The following is a 15422-nucleotide window of genomic DNA, read 5'->3' as shown; positions in this document are numbered from 1 at the left end:
TATACACTTTTCGAATCCGGCGATAGCCCCGCCGGCGCGATTTCCGGCGCGTCCCGCGCGCCTGGCGCTCAGCCCGCCACTCGCTTTTCGAGGATCTCGAAAGCCGGGAGCGTCTTGCCCTCCAGCACTTCGAGGAAGGCGCCGCCGCCGGTGGAGATGTAGCCGACCTGGTCTTCGATGCCGTACTTGGCGATCGCCGCCAGCGTATCGCCGCCCCCGGCGATCGAGAAGGCGCTGCTGTCGGCGATGGCGCGCGCGATGGCTTCCGTCCCCTTGGAAAAGGCGTCGAACTCGAACACGCCCACCGGGCCGTTCCACACGATGGTGCCGGCCTCGCGCAGCTGGGCAGCGAGGATCTCCGCGGTCTTCGGGCCGATGTCGAGGATCAGGTCGTCCTCGGCCACCGCGTTCGCGGCCTTCACCGTGGCGGGCGCGTCGGCGGCGAAGCTCTTGGCGGTGACCACGTCGACCGGGATCGGCACCGCGGCACCGCGCGCGCGCATGGCCTCGATCACGGCCTGGGCCTGGTCCTGAAGGTCGGGCTCGGCCAGTGACTTGCCGATCGCGAGGCCGGAAGCCAGCATGAAGGTGTTGGCGATGCCGCCGCCCACGATCAGCTGGTCGACCTTGTCGGCCAGGCTCTTGAGGATGGTGAGCTTGGTGCTGACCTTGGAGCCCGCGACGATCGCCACCAGCGGGCGCTTCGGGTTGGCCAGGGCCTTGGTGATGGCATCGATCTCGGCCGCCAGCAGCGGACCGGCGCAGGCGATCTTCGCGTACTGGGCGATGCCGTAGGTGGTGGCCTCGGCGCGGTGCGCAGTGCCGAAGGCGTCGTTGACGTAGATGTCGGTCAACGCGGCCAGCTTGCGCGCCAGCGCTTCGTCGTTCTTCTTCTCGCCCTTGTTGAGGCGGCAGTTCTCCAGCAGCACGACCTGGCCCGGCTCGACCTGCACGCCGTCGACCCAGTTCGACACCAGCGGCACCTCGCGGCCCAGCAGCTCGCCCAGGCGCTTGGCGACCGGCGCCAGCGAGTCCTCGGGCTTGAACTGGCCCTCGGTGGGCCGGCCGAGGTGCGAGGTGACCATCACCGCCGCGCCTGCATCCAGCGCCTGCCGGATGCAGGGCACCGACGCACGGATGCGCGTGTCCTCGGTGATGCTGCCGGCATCGTCCTGCGGCACGTTGAGGTCGGCTCGGATGAACACGCGCTGGCCGGCGACTTTGCCTTGCGCTGCGAGGTCGGTGAATCGAAGGACGTTCATGGGTAGGAGCGAGAGGATTGAAGCGAGGGAGGTGCCTAGAAAAAGGCGAAGGGCGATTGTAGGTTTGGCCGCGGGGCGCCCTGTATCAGCCCGCAAGCCCCGGCTGCGCGAAACGCTCCAGGATCTGGACGAAGCCCGCCGCCGCCGGCGAGAGCGAACGCCGCGCCGCCGCGTACACGCAGACCTCGCGGTGGAAGTCGGGTCGGTCGAGCTTGACCATCTGCAGCCCATGGGCCCGCACCAGCGAGGCCGAGTAGGTCGGGCAGACCGTGAGCCCAAGCCCCGAGGCCACCATGCCGAGCGCAGTCGTCATGTACGACACCTCCTGCGTCGAGGCCCGCAGCAGGAAGGCGCGCGCATCGGCCTCCAGCTCGGGCAGCACGCGCTGGCGGAAATCGCGCGTGGGCGCGATGAAGGTGTAGGGCCCGAGCTCGCTCCAGCGCACCTTGCGCCGGCGGGCGAACGCATGGTCGGGCGGGCAGATCAGCCAGTGCCGGTCACGAAACAGGGTGCGGCGCTCGACCGCGGCGGCATCCACCTCCACATCCTGCCCCACCGCCAGCTCCGCCTCGCCCGAGGCCAGGCCCGCCAGCAGGTGCTCTGGCAGGGTGTCGGCCAGCCGCACCTCGATGTCCGGATAGCGCGCGCGGTAGGCCGCGATCACGCGCGGCATCAACGTGCAGGCCATCAGTTGCGGTGCGGCCAGGCGCAGCAGGCCGCGCTTCTGGTCGCGCAACTCGGTGACGCCGGCCACCGCGCCGGCCAGGTCGGCCAGCAGGCGCTGCACCGAGGGCTGGAAGGCGCGGCCGGCCTCCGACAGCAGCACGCGCCGCGTGTGGCGGTCGAAGAGCTGCACGCCCATCTCGCGTTCCAGCTCGCGCACCAGCACGCTCAGCGCCGATTGCGTGAGATGCAGGCGCGCGGCGGCGGCGGTGAAGCTGCCGGTCTCGGCCACGGCGTCGAAAGCGCGCAGCTGGCGCAGGGTGAGATTCATGGTCATTCTTCATCAATCGATGAATTTATTTCGATTGAATCATAAGAAGAACCGAGGCCCAATCCGGCCTGTTCCCCCCGGAGACAAGCCATGCCCCCTGCCGAGATCGTGCCGCTCGCCCCACCCCCCGTGCCCGTGCGCGGCCTGCACCACTTCGCCTGGCGCTGCCGCGACAGCGAGGAAACGCGCCGCTTCTACGAGGACCTGCTGGGCCTGCCGCTGGTGCACGTGATCAAGAGCGACCTTGTGCCGAGCACCGGCGAGTACTGCCCCTACGTCCACATCTTCTTCCAGATGCGCGACGGCTCGTACATCGCCTTCTTCGACCTGGGCGACGACACGGCCGCCCTGCCCTCGCCCAACACGCCGGCCTGGGTCAACCACATCGCACTGCGGGTGGATTCGGTGGCCGACCTGCGGGCCGCCAAGGCGCGACTCGAATCGGCCGGCGTCGAGGTGCTGGGCGTGACCGACCACCACATCATCGAGTCGATCTACTTCTTCGACCCCAACGGCATCCGGGTAGAGTTGACCACGCCCACGGTGCCGCTGGCCGAGATGGAGGCGCATGCGCGGCGCGCGCACGCCGAGTTGGACGCATGGACCCTGCGCAAGGCGCAACTGCGCGAAAAGGCAGCGGCGTGACGCAGTTGCAACTCGCCGTCATCGACGTCAAGCCCGGCGCGGCGATGGAGAGCCAGTCGGGCCTGCAGATGCTGCGCCCGCGCATCTACGGTGCTTACCGCGCGCCCGCCGGCCGCAAGAAGATCGCCGCGATCGTGATGCATCCCACGAGCAACTTCATGGGCCACTACCTGATCGCGCCGCTGGCAGAGCGCGGGATCTGCTGCATGGGCCTCAATTCGCGCTACATGGGCAACGACACGGTGCTGCTGATGGAGCGCGCGATCCAGGACCTGGGTGCGGGCGTGCAGTTCCTGCGCGGCCTGGGCTACGAAAAGGTGGTGCTGATCGGCAATTCCGGCGGCGCAGCGCTTGCCAGCTTCTACCAGGCGCAGGCCGAGAAGCTCACCGCCCACCACTTCCCCGATGGCGACCCCACGCACCTGCATCCGGACGACCTGCCGCCGGCCGACGGCATCGCGCTGTGCGCGGCGCACCAGGGCCGCTCGAAGCTGATGCGCGACTGGATCGATCCGTCCGTCACCGACGAGCACGATCTGCTCTCGGTGGACCCCGAGCTCGACATGTACGACGCGCGCCATCGCGTGCCCTACAGCGCCGACTTTCTCGCCCGTTTCGGCGCCGCGCAGAAGGCCCGCCTCGACCGGCTGGAGGCCTGGGCGCTGGAACGGCTGCGGCTGCTGCGCAGCACGCCCGGCGCGCCGCGCGACCAGGCCTTCGTCGTCTATCGCACGCACGCCGATCCGCGCTGCGTGGACCTCTCGATCGACGCCAACGACCGCGCACCCGGCAGCGTCTGGGGCGATGCGCGGCAGGTCAACTACTCGGCCAACGCGATGGGCCGCACCACCTCCCTGACGGCTTTTCTGTCGCAATGGTCCTCGCGCTCGCAAGCGGACGGGCCGTCGAATCTGGCGCGCACCACCTGCCCCAAGCTGCTCTTGACCTACACGGCCGACCAGTCCACCTTCCCGAGCACACGCGATGCGTGGATGAAGGCGGGCGGCGAACGCATACGCAATGTCGACATCGTCGGCGGCAACCACTACCTCGCCGGCCAGCCCGAGCTGGTGCCCCGCGCAGCCGACGCAATCGCCGAATGGGCCCAAGCACTGTGAGTACGGCCGTGGAAGCGTTCCACTTCGCGCCCGAATACCGGCTGCCGCACTGGCCCTTCGTGCCGCCGCCCGAGCTCGGCAGCGACGCGTTCGTTCGCCATCCGATCGTCATCGTCGGCGCGGGGCCGGCCGGCCTGACATTGGCCTGCGACCTCGCGAAGCGCGGCGTGCCCGCCGTGCTGCTGGACGAGAACGACACGGTGGGCGTGCGCGGCGCGTCCTCGCGCGGCATCTGCTACGCACAGAAGAGCCTGGAGATCTTCGAGCGGCTGGGCATCTACCGGCGCATCGCGGACAAGGGCATCACCTGGTCCTTCGGCCGCACCTTCTCGGGCGAGACCGAGGTCTACAACTTCAACCTGCAGGCGAGCAGCGTCTCGGCGCAGCCGCCGTTCATCAACCTGCAGCAGTTCTACCTCGAATGGTTCCTGGTCGACCGCCTCCTCGAACTGGGCGTGGTCGATCTGCGGTGGAAGAACCGGGTGACACGCATCGAGCCGGGCGAGCAAGGCGTGCGCGTCGAGATCGAGACGCCGGCCGGCGCCTACGCCATCGAGGCCGGCTACCTGATCGATGCGAGCGGCGCCAACAGCCCCATCCGCGCACAACTGGGCCTGGACGCCCACGTCTCGCGCAGCACCGACCGCTGGTGCATCAGCGACGTGCGCTTCAAGAAGCCGCTGCCCGTGGAGCGCTGGACCTGGGTCGACGCGCCCTTCAACGAAGGCCGCGCGGTCTGGCAGCACCTGATGGCCGACGGCGTCTGGCGCATCGACTACCAGATGCCCGAGGACTGCGACACGGCCTACATCAGCAAGCCGGAGGTGGCCGGCGCGCGGCTGCGCGAGCAGCTCGGCCCGGGCGTGGAGTTCGAGTTCGTCTGGATCGGGCCGTACGGCTACCGCGACCACCTGCTCGACCGCTTCCGCCATGGACGCCTGTTCTTCATCGGCGATTCAGCGCATGTGGTGAGCCCCTTCGGCGCGCGTGGCGGCAACAGCGGCATCCAGGACGCGGCCAACCTGGGCTGGAAGCTGGCGCTGGTCGCGCAGGGCCGAGCCGGCGAGGCGCTGCTCGACACCTACGACGCCGAGCGCCGGCCCGCCGCGGCCGAGAACCTGAAGGTCACCAGCCGCACCGCCCGCTTCCTCGCGCCCCGCTCGCAGGCCGAGCACACGATGCGCCGCGCGGTGCTCGCGCTGGCCTCGCGTTATCCGTTTGCGCGCGCGCTGGTCAACACGGGGCGCATGTCGGTGGCCAACGACTACCCGGCCGGGCGGCACCTGCTCGAAGGCGCGCGCAGCGTGCAGAACCTGCCGCTGCGCTGGCGCGACGGCGGACCCTGCACCCTGATGCAGTTGCTGGCCGAAGGCACGCACTGCCTCGGGCTGTGGTTCGCGCCGACACGCGAGCAGGTCCAGGCGGTGGCCGACACGGCCGCGTCACTGCCGCTGCAGCTCGTCGCGATCGGCGGCGACAGCGGCCTGCCTACGCTCGAGCCCGACGACGCGCTGGGCACGCAGCTGGGCGCGCACGCGCGCGGCAGCTTCTGCCTGGTTCGTCCCGACGCCTACCGCGCCGCGCTGCTGCAAGATCCCACGCCGGCGGCCATCGCCGCCGCTGTCCACACCGCCCTGGCCCACGGCTGAGGGGCCCCAGGAGCCCGCGAGCGCGAGCCTCTGGACGGCGCCAGCTCACCAGCCCAGGCCCAGATGCAGCGGCAGGTACACCGCCATGCCGGCCAACATCGTCCCCAGCACGCCCCGGCGCTGGAAGAAGTAGGCGGCGCCGGCCGCCGCGCCGTACAGCCGCGCATCCTGCCAGGTCGAGATCAGGTGGCCCTGCGTCATCACGATCTCGGGAATGATCACCGCCGCGAGCGCGGCCACCGGGGCGTAGTGCAGTGCGCGGTGCGCCCAGTCGGGCAGGCCCCAGGGACGGTCGAGGATGAAGAAGAAACAACGCGTGAGCACGGTCACGCAGGCCAGGCCGACGATCACGGCGAGGGTCCATGGATCGGTGGTGCCGCCGCTGCCCAGGGTCATTTGTCGTCCTCCGCGTCGGGGTCCAGCCCGAATTGCTTCTCGAGCCAGAAGCACAGCAACACGGCCACGCCGATGCCGGCCACGATGTTGAGTTTCAAGGGCAGCGCGTAGGCCGCCACGGCGGTCACGCCCGCAATCAGGGCCGCGAGGATGCGCAGCCGCGTCGTCGCCATCGAGCAGACCACGGCAACGAGGCAGAGCACGCCGGCGAAGCCCAGCCCCCAGCTTTGCGGGATCAGGTTCGCGAGCAGGACGCCGAGCACGCTCATGCCCATCCACGAGCACCAGACCACGAAGTAGTTGCCGGTGAGATAGGCCTCCTGCGCGCGCTGCTCGGCCGCGTTGGCGGGCGGCTGCGCGTACTGCCGGGTGAAGAACGCGTAGGTCATGTCGGCCGTCAGATAGCCGTGCATCATGCGGCGCCAGCGCGGCATGTGCATCAGATAGGGCCGCAGGTGCAGGCTGAACACCACGAAGCGCAGATTGACGCAGAAGCCGGTGGCCAGGATGACCCACGCCGGCGCGCCGGCGATCAGCAGCGGGATGGCCGCCAGCTGCGAGCTGCCGGCATAGACCAGCAGCGTCATCGCGATCGACTCGAAGACGCTCATGCCCGCCTTGACCATCGCCACGCCGGTCATCAGGCCCCAGGCGCCGGTGCCCAGGGCGACCGACGACATGTCGCGCGCGCCCTGGCGGAATTCGGGGAGGCGGCGGATTGACGAGAGAAAGAACATCAGCCGAAGACCTGCCCGGGCTTCAGGTCGAAGCCGCGCAGGAAGTCGGCCACCGGCAGGCGCTTGCCGCCCGGGCGCTGCAACTCGGTGAGCACCACGATCGCATCCTGGGCCGCCACGGCGACGCCGGTCGGGCTGACCGCCAGCACCGTTCCGGGCGGCTCCGTCGAGGGCTCAGGCTGAACCCGCGCGGCCCAGAGCTTGAGGGCTTCGCCGTCCACGGTGCTGCTGGCGCCCGGGAACGGGTCGAAGGCGCGGATGCGGCGCACGATGGTCGCGGCCGCCTGCGTCCAGTCGATCTGCGCCTCTTGCTTCTCGACCTTGTGCGCGTAGCTCACCCCTTCCGCGGGCTGGGGCTGGGGGCGCAGCGTTGCGGCCTCCGCATGCTTCAGCGCGTCCACGATGAGCCGGCCGCCCAGCGCGGCCAGCCGGTCGTGCAGCTGCGCGGTGCTGTCCTCGCCGATTGCGAGCGATTCGCCCAGCAGCATGTCGCCGGTGTCCAGGCCCGCGTCCATCTGCATGATGGTGACGCCGGTCAGTTCGTCGCCGGCCTCGATGGCGCGGTGGATGGGCGCCGCCCCGCGCCAGCGCGGCAACAGGCTGGCGTGGATGTTGAGGCAGCCCAGCCGCGGCGCATCGAGCACCCATTGCGGCAGGATCAAGCCGTAAGCCGCGACCACCATGACGTCGAGCCCGGCGTCGACGATGGCGGCACGCGCCGCGGCTGCGTCCTCCGGGTATTTGCCGTCCAGCCGCAGGCTGCGCGGCTGTGCCACGGGCCAGTTGCGGGCGAGGGCGAACTGCTTGACCGGCGAGGCCTGCAGCTTCATGCCGCGGCCCGCGGGGCGGTCGGGCTGCGTCAGCACCAGCACGATCTCGAAACCGGCTGCGGCGATCGCCTCCAGCGCGACGCGGGCGAACTCTGGCGTCCCCGCGAATGCGACCTTCATGCGGCCCCTCACAGCGGCGCCAGCAGTTCGAGCATCAGGTTGTCACCCGTGTGGTAGCGCTGCACCACGCCGGTCGGATCGATGTAGATGTAGAGCAGGCGCGGGGTGTTCTGCCACTTGTAGCGCCAGGTCCAGATGCTGCCGTCGAAGGAGCTCACCTTCGTGACCTCGAAAGGTCGGCCGTAGATGCGCAGCACGTCGGCCACCTGCCAACGGCCGACGCCGGGCTGGATGGTGCTGTCGAACAGGCGCTCGTCGAGCTCCTGCGTGACCGAGACCACATGGCCGCCCGCGTCGAGATCGACGTTGTTGACCTCGAAGCCGGCCGGTGCGCGCGAGTACTGCAGCCGCTCGCCACCGCCGGACAGGGGATAGACGGCCGTCGGCGCGCCGAGCTCGCGCAAGGTCTGGTCGCGCGAGCTGCCCATGGCGAGACGCGTGGGCTCGCCGGCGCAACCGGCCAGCAGCGCAGCCGCAAGCAGCGCAGCCAAGCCGGTGTGCAGGGCCAGCGTCAACGCCGGCCTTCCCGCTGGTCGAGGCGCTGGTCCTCGCGCTGCTGCTTGAGCAGCTTGCTCTTGATGCGGTTGCGCTTCAGGGGCGAGAGGTATTCGACGAATACCTTGCCCAGCAGGTGATCGAGCTCGTGCTGGATGCAGACGGCCAGCAGGCCCTCGGCCTCGATGGTGCGCAACTCGCCCTCGGCGTCGAGTGCCGTCACGCGCACGGCGGTGGAACGCTCCACGCCGTCGTAAATGCCGGGCACCGAGAGACATCCTTCCTCATTGAGGACTTTTTCATCACTGGCCCAGACAACCTCGGGGTTGATCAAAACCAGGGGCTCGTTACGCTCCTCGGATACGTCGACCACAACCAGACGCTCATGCACGTCGACCTGGGTGGCCGCAAGGCCGATGCCGTTGGCGTCGTACATGGTTTCGAGCATGTCGGCGACCAGGGTCTTGATGCGTGCATCGACGCCCTGCACCGGCTTGGCCACCTTGTGCAGGCGCGGGTCGGGATAGCTCAGGATGGTTCTTTTGGCCATGAACGGGAGGAAAAATTGTCGTCATTTTCGCCATTTCCGCGACGCCCAGAGGCCTCGCGACTTGATAAACGTTGCCCGATCAAGGGCTTCAGCGCAAAATTGGTTTCAAATTGTGAGTATTCGTACGCCCTCCCGGGCCCCGCGCGCGCACACCATCCGACCATGAAGAAACATCGCATCAACAACAGCCTGCGTCCGAACCTTCTCGCCACGCTGGCGGCGATCGCCATGGCGGGCCTGGGCGCAACGGCGCAGGCGCAGAACTATCCTGTCACGCCCCAGCAGCGCGGCACCGCGCAGCAGACGGCGCAGGCCGGCGTGCCGCTGTCCGAGCTGGCGCCGAACGCGCCCGACGAGTACACGGTCAAGCCGCGCGACACGCTGTGGGCCATCTCCCGTCTCTTCCTGCGCAGCCCCTGGCGCTGGCCCGAGCTGTGGGGCATGAACATGGGCGAGATCCAGAACCCGCATCGCATCTACCCCGGGCAGGTGCTCTATCTCGACAAGAGCGGCGGCCGCGCCCGCCTGGCGCTGCGCCGCGGCGGCAGCGGCATGCCGGAGGGCGGCACCATCAAGCTGTCCCCGCGCACGCGCTACGAGTCCCTGTCGGACATGGCGCTTCCCACGCTGAACCCCAGCGTGATCGAACCCTTCCTTGCCGAGCCGGTGGTGGTCGACGCCGAGACGCTGGCGACAGCGCCACGCATCGTGGCGGGCAACGACAGCCGCGTGGTGCTGGCGCGCGGCGACCGGGCCTATGCGCGCGGCGAACCCAACGCACCGCTGATGGAAGCGCCCGGCCCGATCCGGACCTACCGCGTCTTCCGCAACGCGACTCCGCTCAAGGACCCGGGCACGGGCGAGATCCTCGGCTACGAAGCGCAATACGTGGGCAAGGCCCAATTGCAGCGCGGCGAATCGAGCGTCAAGGAAGAGGTCGAGGGTAAGGAGGTCGTGTACCCGGTGCCGGCCACCATCGACATCAGCGCCGCCCGCGAGGAGATCCGCGCCGGCGACCGCCTGCTGCCCGAGCCGCCGCGCCAGCTGCTGAGCTACGTGCCGCGCGCCCCGGCGCACACCGTCGCCGACGGCCGCATCGTCTCGGTCTACGGCAACGCGGTGCAGTTCGCGGCTCAGAACCAGGTGGTGGCCATCAACAAGGGCACCATCGACGGCATCGAGAACGGCCATGTGCTGGCCATCCTCAAGAACGGCGACACCATCATCGACAAGACCGGCGCCGCCAAGGAGACGCTGAAGCTGCCGAACGAGCGCATCGGCCTCCTGATGGTGTTTCGTCCCTTCGAGCGGGTGTCGTACGCGCTGGTGCTCGAGATCAACGACGCACCCCGCATCGGCGACCTGCTGATCAACCCCTGACGCCGGCCCGACCGTCGCGTGGAACGTGACGAACTCGCAGGCTGGCTGCGGCTCACGCTGACGCCGGGCATCGGCAACACGGCCGCGCGCAGACTGCTGGCGGCCTTCGGCCTGCCCTCGGAGGTCTTCGCGCAGCCGGCCGCGGCGCTCCGGCAGATCGTGCCCGAGGCGCAGGCCAACGCCCTGCTGCAGCCGCCGGACGAGCTCGGCGCCCTGCTCGACCGCACTTCGAATGGCTTCAGGGCATCGAGCCGCAGGGCGCGACGCACCGCATCCTCACGCTGGGGGACGCCGCCTATCCGGCCTCCCTGCTCGAGATGGCCGATCCGCCGCTGATGCTCTACCTGATCGGGCCGGCGCCGCTCGAGCTCGCGCAGTTGGCGCGCAGCGTCGCGATGGTGGGCAGCCGCAACCCTACGCCGCAGGGCGTCTCGAACGCGCGTGCCTTCGCACGGGCCTTCGGCGAGGCCGGGATCGCGGTGGTGTCGGGGCTGGCGCTGGGCATCGACGGCGCGGCCCACGAGGGCGCGCTGGATGCCGTGATCGACCTGCTCTGGCCGGCGACGGTGGCGGTGGTCGGCACGGGGCTGGACCGCGTCTACCCCGCCCGGCACCGCGCGCTCGCGCAGCGCATCGCCGAGCGCGGGCTGATCGTGAGCGAGTTTCCGCTGGGCACGCCACCGCTCACCCAGAATTTCCCGAAGCGCAACCGCATCATCGCCGGCCTGTCGCGCGGCACGCTGGTGGTGGAGGCGGCGCTGCAGTCGGGCTCGCTGATCACCGCACGGCTCGCCAGCGAGCAGGGCAGGGAGGTGTTCGCCATCCCCGGATCCATCCATTCGCCGCAGTCGCGCGGCTGCCACGCCCTGATCCGCCAGGGCGCCAAGCTGGTCGAGACGGTGGGCGACGTGCTCGAGGAGCTGCGCTTCGATACAGCCGCCCCTCCGCCCGCGCCAGCGCCGCAGAACGAGCCCGCCTCGCCCCCCGAAGGCCTGCTGCACACCATGGGCTACGACCCGGTGAGCCTGGACGCGCTGTGCGCGCGCACCGGCCATCCGGTCGCCGCGCTGCAGGTTCAGCTGTTGGAGCTGGAGCTGGCCGGTTGCGTGGCCCGGCTGCCCGGCGGCCTGTTTCAGCAAATCGCCCAAGGCTGAGTGCGTCCCGCTGGCACTGCATTCCGACAACGCAAGCGCACCGACGCCGAGCTAGGCTATATTGGGCCCATGTTCGAAGTGCTCGTGTACGTGTACGAAAACTACTGGCGCGGTGATGCCTGCCCCGAGTCCGGCCAGCTGGGCCGCAAGCTCAGCGCACAGGGCTTCGACCCGCAGGAGATCCGCGACGCCCTGCACTGGCTCGACGGCTTGAGCCTCGCCACCCAAGGCATCCACCTCACCCGCCATGCCGACGGCACCAGCGCCACGGTGACCCTGGAAGGCCCCACCGCGCTGCCCCAATCACCCGGGTCGATGCGCGTCTACTCGAGGGCCGAGCAAGAGCACTTGGGCGCCGAGTGCCTGGGCTTCATCAGCTTCCTCGAGTCGTCGGGCGTGCTGCCGGCTGGCCTGCGCGAGATCGTGGTCGAGCGCGCGATGGCCACCACGGACGATACGCTGGAGTTGGACGAGCTCAAGATCATCGTGCTGATGGTGCACTGGAGCACCGGCATCGAGCCCGATGCGCTGGTGCTGGATGAGCTCTGCGACGACACCCTGAATCGCGTCGCACACTGAGCCCCGCGGCTCACTCAGTTCAAGAGCCGTTCGGGATTCGCGTCCAGCTTGGCCAGCGCCTCGCGCGTGGCCCGCACCGTGAGCGTCTCTTCCTCGGCCGGCACCAGCAGCCCCGCCTGCAGGTAGGAAGCCAGCCGCCCCACCTGGATCAGGAAGCTGCGCCCGTCGCTGGAGGCGAACAGGTGCAATTGCTTGCGCTCGCTGCGCCAGACGAACTGGACCTGGCTCACCCGGTCGTTGTGATCGAGCATGAACCAGGTCCCAACCTGCAGCTCGTGCGCCCACTGGAGCATGTCCTCGCCGACCTTGTTGCCGGTGTCGGGCACGATCTCGAGCGAGGCGGCATCCACTCCGAGCAGAAGCTCGATGCTGGCGGCGTCCAGTGGGAGGTCGGTGGCATCGCCCTCGTCGGTGACGAAGTCTTCGAGGTTGGCCAAACGCTTGGCCATGGCCTCGATCTTGGCCGGCGGGATGGCCTCGGTCTTGGAGAGGAAGGCATCGGAAAGCGTCGACCCGATGGTCTTGATCTGCGCCTCCTGCGGCTCGCCCTCGATGCCCAGCAGGCTCATGCCCTGGCGCAGGCGCTGCAGCAGCTGGGGCAGGTCCTGGATCACGCGGGCGCGGTCGTTGCGGTTGGGCTTGGCGCTGGCGGCCCACACCAGGTCGGAGGCCGCACGCTTGAGGGTGACGGTCTGCTCGTCCTGGGCACCGTAGCGCAGGGCGGCGATGGCCAGCACTTCCGCCCAGATCTTGAACAAGAACTCGCGGATCTCCTCGCGCACCGGCATGTCGTTGAGCATCTTGCGCAACTCGATGGTGTACTGGATCGCCATCGTCTCCTTCTGCTCGACCTGCTGCGCCACGCTCATCAGGCGCTGGGTGGCGTCGCTCTGCGTCAGGTATTTGTTCAGGAAGGCGACGAATTCGTCGAACACGAGCTTGAAGACGCGCTGGCCGGTCTCAGGGTACTGCTCGATCACCTGCACCACGCGCCGGATCTCGCCCTCCAGCGCGCTGCCCGAGATGGCGGCGGCGTCGAAGCCCATCACGCAGGAGCCCATGCGGTCGATCAGCATGCGCGCCGGGTGCTGCAGCGTGCCGAAGAACTCCGGCTCGGCAATCGCCACCCGCAGCACCGGCATCTGCAGGCGCGCGAACCACACGCGCGCTGAGAAAGGGATGCGCTCCTCGGCCAGGATGGCCTGGAACATCAGCGCCACGATCTCGACCGTGGCCTTGTCGGCCGTGGTCGGCGCCTTCTTCTTGAGCTCGCTGGTGCGCCGGCGCAGCTCGGCGGCGGTCTGGTGGATGGCCGTGGCCTCGTCGCCGACCACGTACTGCGAGGCCATCACCTGGTAGGCCGCCTCGGCGTCGGCGATGGCCGCGGCGAAGGCCGGCGCGGCCAGGCCGACTGGGCCGCCACCGCCTCCGCCGCCGCCCCCACCGCCCATGGCGCCGGCTCCGGGGCCCTGGGCGCCCGGCGCGCGCAGTTGGCTCAGGTCGCCGCCGATCCGGGCGGTCACGAAGCGCTTGAGATTAAGCAGCACGCCCTGGGCGCGCTGGCGTGCCAAGACCAGCGGGGAGCCGCCGGTGGCGACCAGCGTGTCGCCGCCCACCTGGCCCGGCCCGCGGCCAACGCCGATCGCCGCTGGCGCAAAACTGCCCGGCGGCGCGCCGAAGCCGCCTGGCACGCCGCGGGCCGCGCCGCCGACGCCGGGCAGGGTGGTGCCAGCCTGCGAGGCGTGCGCGAAGCTGCCGCCCAGCGCCGCTGGCGCCGAATTGACGCTGCCGGTGCGCTTGACGAAGCTCTTGAGGTCGATCTCGGGCATCACCCCGCGCTCGATCAGGAAGGCATTGGCGTCCTTGTAGGCTGCGACGACCACGTCGACCAGGCGCTGCTGGACGATATCCTGCACCCGGGCCCAGGTCTCCCGGCTCAGGCCCACGGCCAGCCACTGGTCGACCAGGGTCCGGGCCAGCGCCTCGGGCTTGAGCACGTCCTTGGCGTCCAGCTCGGCAGTGCCTTCCAGGTGCTGGATGCGCAGGCGCAGGTCGTTGAGCTCGAACTGGGCCTTGTCCTGGATCGACTGTGCCAGGCGAGAGGACAGGATGCTGGTCTCCACCACCTCGTCGCCGATCAGCTCCAGGCGCAGGCCGCCCGTTGGGCCGCCTTGCGTGCTGCCCCCCAGCGCCTTGCGCCACGCGGTCCGCGACATCGGCACCCAGTTGGAGCCCTGGGACTGGAAGGCCAGGTAGTCGTCGCGGTGCTGCTGCATGTCGCGCGCGCTGGCGGTCATCCCGGCCAGCGCCGCGAGACGTTCGCGTACCGCATTGGCGACCGGCACGATCGCCCCCTCGGTGGCGGCGACGAAGCGCTCACGGGTCTCGCGGGCGAGCTGCTGGGAGGAGGCGGGGGACCGCGAGATCATGGGAAGAGCGAGGACGGCAATTAATACGTTTCAACAAGTCCGAGCTTGCATCGCGAAGCGTAACCGCACAAGCGTACCGGATGCTGCTCGGCAACCCCAATCCGCAGCTGCCGGGGCAAGGCCCGCGCCGGTCACACCGTGGCGCCGGCGTTCGGATCGTCCGGATCGCCCTGCTTGGGGGTTGCCTTGACCAGGTCCTCGCGCTTCACGCCCAGCCACATCGCGATGGCCGCCGCGACGAAGGCGGATGAATAGATGCCGAACAGGATGCCGATGGTCAGGGCCAGCGCGAAGTAGTGCAGCGTCGGGCCGCCGAAGAAGAACATCGACAGCACCACCAGCTGGGTCGAGCCGTGGGTGATGATGGTGCGGCTGATGGTGGAGGTGATGGCGTTGTCGATCACCTCGCGGGTCGACATCTTGCGGTAGCGCCGGAAGTTCTCGCGCACCCGGTCGAAGATCACCACCGACTCGTTGACCGAGTAGCCCAGTACCGCCAGCACCGCCGCCAGCACCGCCAGCGAGAACTCCCACTGGAAGAAGGCGAAGAAGCCCAGGATGATGATCACGTCGTGCAGGTTGGCCAGCACCGTGGCCAGCGCGAACTTCCACTCGAAGCGGAAGGCCAGGTAGATCATGATGCCGACCACCACCATGCCCAGCGCCTTGAGGCCGTTGGTGGTGAGTTCCTCGCCCACTTGCGGGCCGACGAACTCGTTGCCGCGCAGGTTGGCGCTAGGGTCCACCACCTTGAGCGCCGCCATCACCTGCTCGCTCTGCTGGGCCGAGGTCTGGCCCTTCTGCACCGGCAGGCGGATCTGGACGTCGCGCGAGGTGCCGTAGTTCTGCACCTGCACGTCGGCATAGCCAAGCTTGGCGATGGTCTCGCGCACCTTGCCCACGTCCACCGACTGCTGGTAGGCGACCTCCATGACGGTGCCGCCGGTGAACTCCACCGACAGGTGCAGGCCGCGGTGGAACAGGAAGAAGACCGCCAGCAGGAAGGTGAGGACGGAGATCGCGTTCAGCACCAGCGCGTAGCGCATGAACGGGATCGTGCGGTGGATTCGGAAGAACTCCATGG

The 15422-nt window shown here is 69.3% G+C and carries 14 protein-coding genes and 1 pseudogene; 6 read left to right on the top strand and 9 right to left on the bottom strand.

The features are described 5' to 3' along the window. Positions 1 to 68: 68 nt before the first annotated feature. Together AC3A6X_RS21985 and AC3A6X_RS21980 are read right to left on the bottom strand one after the other, a co-directional pair. Positions 69 to 1262 (bottom strand): phosphoglycerate kinase, encoded by a 1194-nt coding sequence (locus AC3A6X_RS21985; RefSeq protein ID WP_487844197.1) that lies wholly within the window; start codon positions 1260 to 1262, stop codon positions 69 to 71. A gap of 85 nt (positions 1263 to 1347) precedes the next feature. Beyond that, positions 1348 to 2256 carry a LysR family transcriptional regulator gene (locus AC3A6X_RS21980; RefSeq protein ID WP_309959465.1) on the bottom strand — a complete coding sequence of 303 codons (909 nt, stop codon included), beginning with the start codon at positions 2254 to 2256 and terminating at the stop codon, positions 1348 to 1350. Positions 2257 to 2346: 90 nt separating this feature from the next. Here AC3A6X_RS21980 and AC3A6X_RS21975 point away from each other — a divergent pair, with 90 nt between their 5' ends. The 3 genes from AC3A6X_RS21975 to AC3A6X_RS21965 are packed head-to-tail and all read left to right on the top strand — an operon-like array spanning position 2347 to position 5668. Next, a complete protein-coding gene (locus AC3A6X_RS21975; protein WP_487844196.1) occupies positions 2347 to 2901 on the top strand; it encodes a VOC family protein in 555 nt (184 codons plus the stop codon). After that, positions 2898 to 4019: an alpha/beta hydrolase family protein gene (locus AC3A6X_RS21970; RefSeq protein WP_487844195.1), complete on the top strand. Its 1122-nt coding sequence runs from the start codon at positions 2898 to 2900 to the stop codon at positions 4017 to 4019. Before AC3A6X_RS21975 ends, AC3A6X_RS21970 begins: the two co-directional genes overlap by 4 nt. Before the next feature lie 8 nt (positions 4020 to 4027). Then, the gene (locus AC3A6X_RS21965; protein WP_487844337.1) at positions 4028 to 5668 is read left to right on the top strand and encodes an FAD-dependent monooxygenase; all 1641 of its coding nucleotides are present in this window, start codon (positions 4028 to 4030) and stop codon (positions 5666 to 5668) included. 45 nt (positions 5669 to 5713) lie between these two features. Here the strand turns inward: AC3A6X_RS21965 and AC3A6X_RS21960 are convergent, their stop codons facing one another. The 5 genes from AC3A6X_RS21960 to def are packed head-to-tail and all read right to left on the bottom strand — an operon-like array spanning position 5714 to position 8796. Continuing rightward, positions 5714 to 6064: an AzlD domain-containing protein gene (locus tag AC3A6X_RS21960; RefSeq protein ID WP_309959471.1), complete on the bottom strand. Its 351-nt coding sequence runs from the start codon at positions 6062 to 6064 to the stop codon at positions 5714 to 5716. Then, positions 6061 to 6801, bottom strand: a complete 741-nt coding sequence (locus tag AC3A6X_RS21955) for an AzlC family ABC transporter permease (protein ID WP_487844194.1) — start codon at positions 6799 to 6801, stop codon at positions 6061 to 6063. The genes AC3A6X_RS21960 and AC3A6X_RS21955 overlap by 4 nt, the downstream gene beginning before the upstream one ends. After that, positions 6801 to 7751 (bottom strand): methionyl-tRNA formyltransferase, encoded by a 951-nt coding sequence (gene fmt / locus AC3A6X_RS21950; RefSeq protein WP_487844193.1) that lies wholly within the window; start codon positions 7749 to 7751, stop codon positions 6801 to 6803. Before fmt ends, AC3A6X_RS21955 begins: the two co-directional genes overlap by 1 nt. An 8-nt stretch (positions 7752 to 7759) precedes the next feature. Continuing rightward, entirely contained in the window at positions 7760 to 8266 is a 507-nt protein-coding gene (locus tag AC3A6X_RS21945; protein WP_487844192.1) for a hypothetical protein, read from the bottom strand. Further along, on the bottom strand, positions 8263 to 8796 hold the full coding sequence (gene def / locus AC3A6X_RS21940) for a peptide deformylase (RefSeq protein ID WP_487844191.1): 534 nt from the start codon (positions 8794 to 8796) through the stop codon (positions 8263 to 8265). Before def ends, AC3A6X_RS21945 begins: the two co-directional genes overlap by 4 nt. Positions 8797 to 8958: 162 nt before the next feature. Here def and AC3A6X_RS21935 point away from each other — a divergent pair, with 162 nt between their 5' ends. From AC3A6X_RS21935 to AC3A6X_RS21925, 3 genes and pseudogenes are all read left to right on the top strand, one after another. Then, positions 8959 to 10176, top strand: a complete 1218-nt coding sequence (locus AC3A6X_RS21935) for a LysM peptidoglycan-binding domain-containing protein (protein WP_487844190.1) — start codon at positions 8959 to 8961, stop codon at positions 10174 to 10176. 18 nt (positions 10177 to 10194) lie between these two features. Beyond that, a pseudogene (gene dprA / locus AC3A6X_RS21930) lies at positions 10195 to 11330 on the top strand (DNA-processing protein DprA). A 69-nt stretch (positions 11331 to 11399) separates the two neighbouring features. Beyond that, a complete protein-coding gene (locus AC3A6X_RS21925; RefSeq protein WP_487844189.1) occupies positions 11400 to 11909 on the top strand; it encodes a Smg family protein in 510 nt (169 codons plus the stop codon). 14 nt (positions 11910 to 11923) lie between these two features. Here AC3A6X_RS21925 and AC3A6X_RS21920 read toward each other — a convergent pair whose 3' ends face one another. Both AC3A6X_RS21920 and secF read right to left on the bottom strand, forming a co-directional pair. Beyond that, positions 11924 to 14338: a DUF1631 family protein gene (locus tag AC3A6X_RS21920; protein WP_487844188.1), complete on the bottom strand. Its 2415-nt coding sequence runs from the start codon at positions 14336 to 14338 to the stop codon at positions 11924 to 11926. A 131-nt stretch (positions 14339 to 14469) separates the two neighbouring features. Further along, positions 14470 to 15420 (bottom strand): protein translocase subunit SecF, encoded by a 951-nt coding sequence (gene secF / locus AC3A6X_RS21915; protein ID WP_487844187.1) that lies wholly within the window; start codon positions 15418 to 15420, stop codon positions 14470 to 14472. Positions 15421 to 15422: the final 2 nt, after the last annotated feature.

The sequence above is a fragment of the Variovorax sp. Soil_C_12 genome, from assembly GCF_057657375.1.
The sequence above is the reverse complement of the archived record's forward strand: the minus strand, read 5'-3'. Positions and strand labels throughout refer to the sequence as shown.

Excerpts from the sequence above, each read along its gene's own strand:
- AC3A6X_RS21985 (WP_487844197.1), bottom strand. The coding sequence starts at position 1,262 with ATGAACGTCCTTCGATTCACCGACCTCGCAGCGCAAGGCAAAGTCGCC.
- AC3A6X_RS21980 (WP_309959465.1), bottom strand. The coding sequence starts at position 2,256 with ATGAATCTCACCCTGCGCCAGCTGCGCGCTTTCGACGCCGTGGCCGAG.
- AC3A6X_RS21975 (WP_487844196.1), top strand. The coding sequence starts at position 2,347 with ATGCCCCCTGCCGAGATCGTGCCGCTCGCCCCACCCCCCGTGCCCGTG.
- AC3A6X_RS21960 (WP_309959471.1), bottom strand. The coding sequence starts at position 6,064 with ATGACCCTGGGCAGCGGCGGCACCACCGATCCATGGACCCTCGCCGTG.
- AC3A6X_RS21955 (WP_487844194.1), bottom strand. The coding sequence starts at position 6,801 with ATGTTCTTTCTCTCGTCAATCCGCCGCCTCCCCGAATTCCGCCAGGGC.
- fmt (WP_487844193.1), bottom strand. The coding sequence starts at position 7,751 with ATGAAGGTCGCATTCGCGGGGACGCCAGAGTTCGCCCGCGTCGCGCTG.
- def (WP_487844191.1), bottom strand. The coding sequence starts at position 8,796 with ATGGCCAAAAGAACCATCCTGAGCTATCCCGACCCGCGCCTGCACAAG.
- AC3A6X_RS21935 (WP_487844190.1), top strand. The coding sequence starts at position 8,959 with ATGAAGAAACATCGCATCAACAACAGCCTGCGTCCGAACCTTCTCGCC.
- AC3A6X_RS21925 (WP_487844189.1), top strand. The coding sequence starts at position 11,400 with ATGTTCGAAGTGCTCGTGTACGTGTACGAAAACTACTGGCGCGGTGAT.
- AC3A6X_RS21920 (WP_487844188.1), bottom strand. The coding sequence starts at position 14,338 with ATGATCTCGCGGTCCCCCGCCTCCTCCCAGCAGCTCGCCCGCGAGACC.
- secF (WP_487844187.1), bottom strand. The coding sequence starts at position 15,420 with ATGGAGTTCTTCCGAATCCACCGCACGATCCCGTTCATGCGCTACGCG.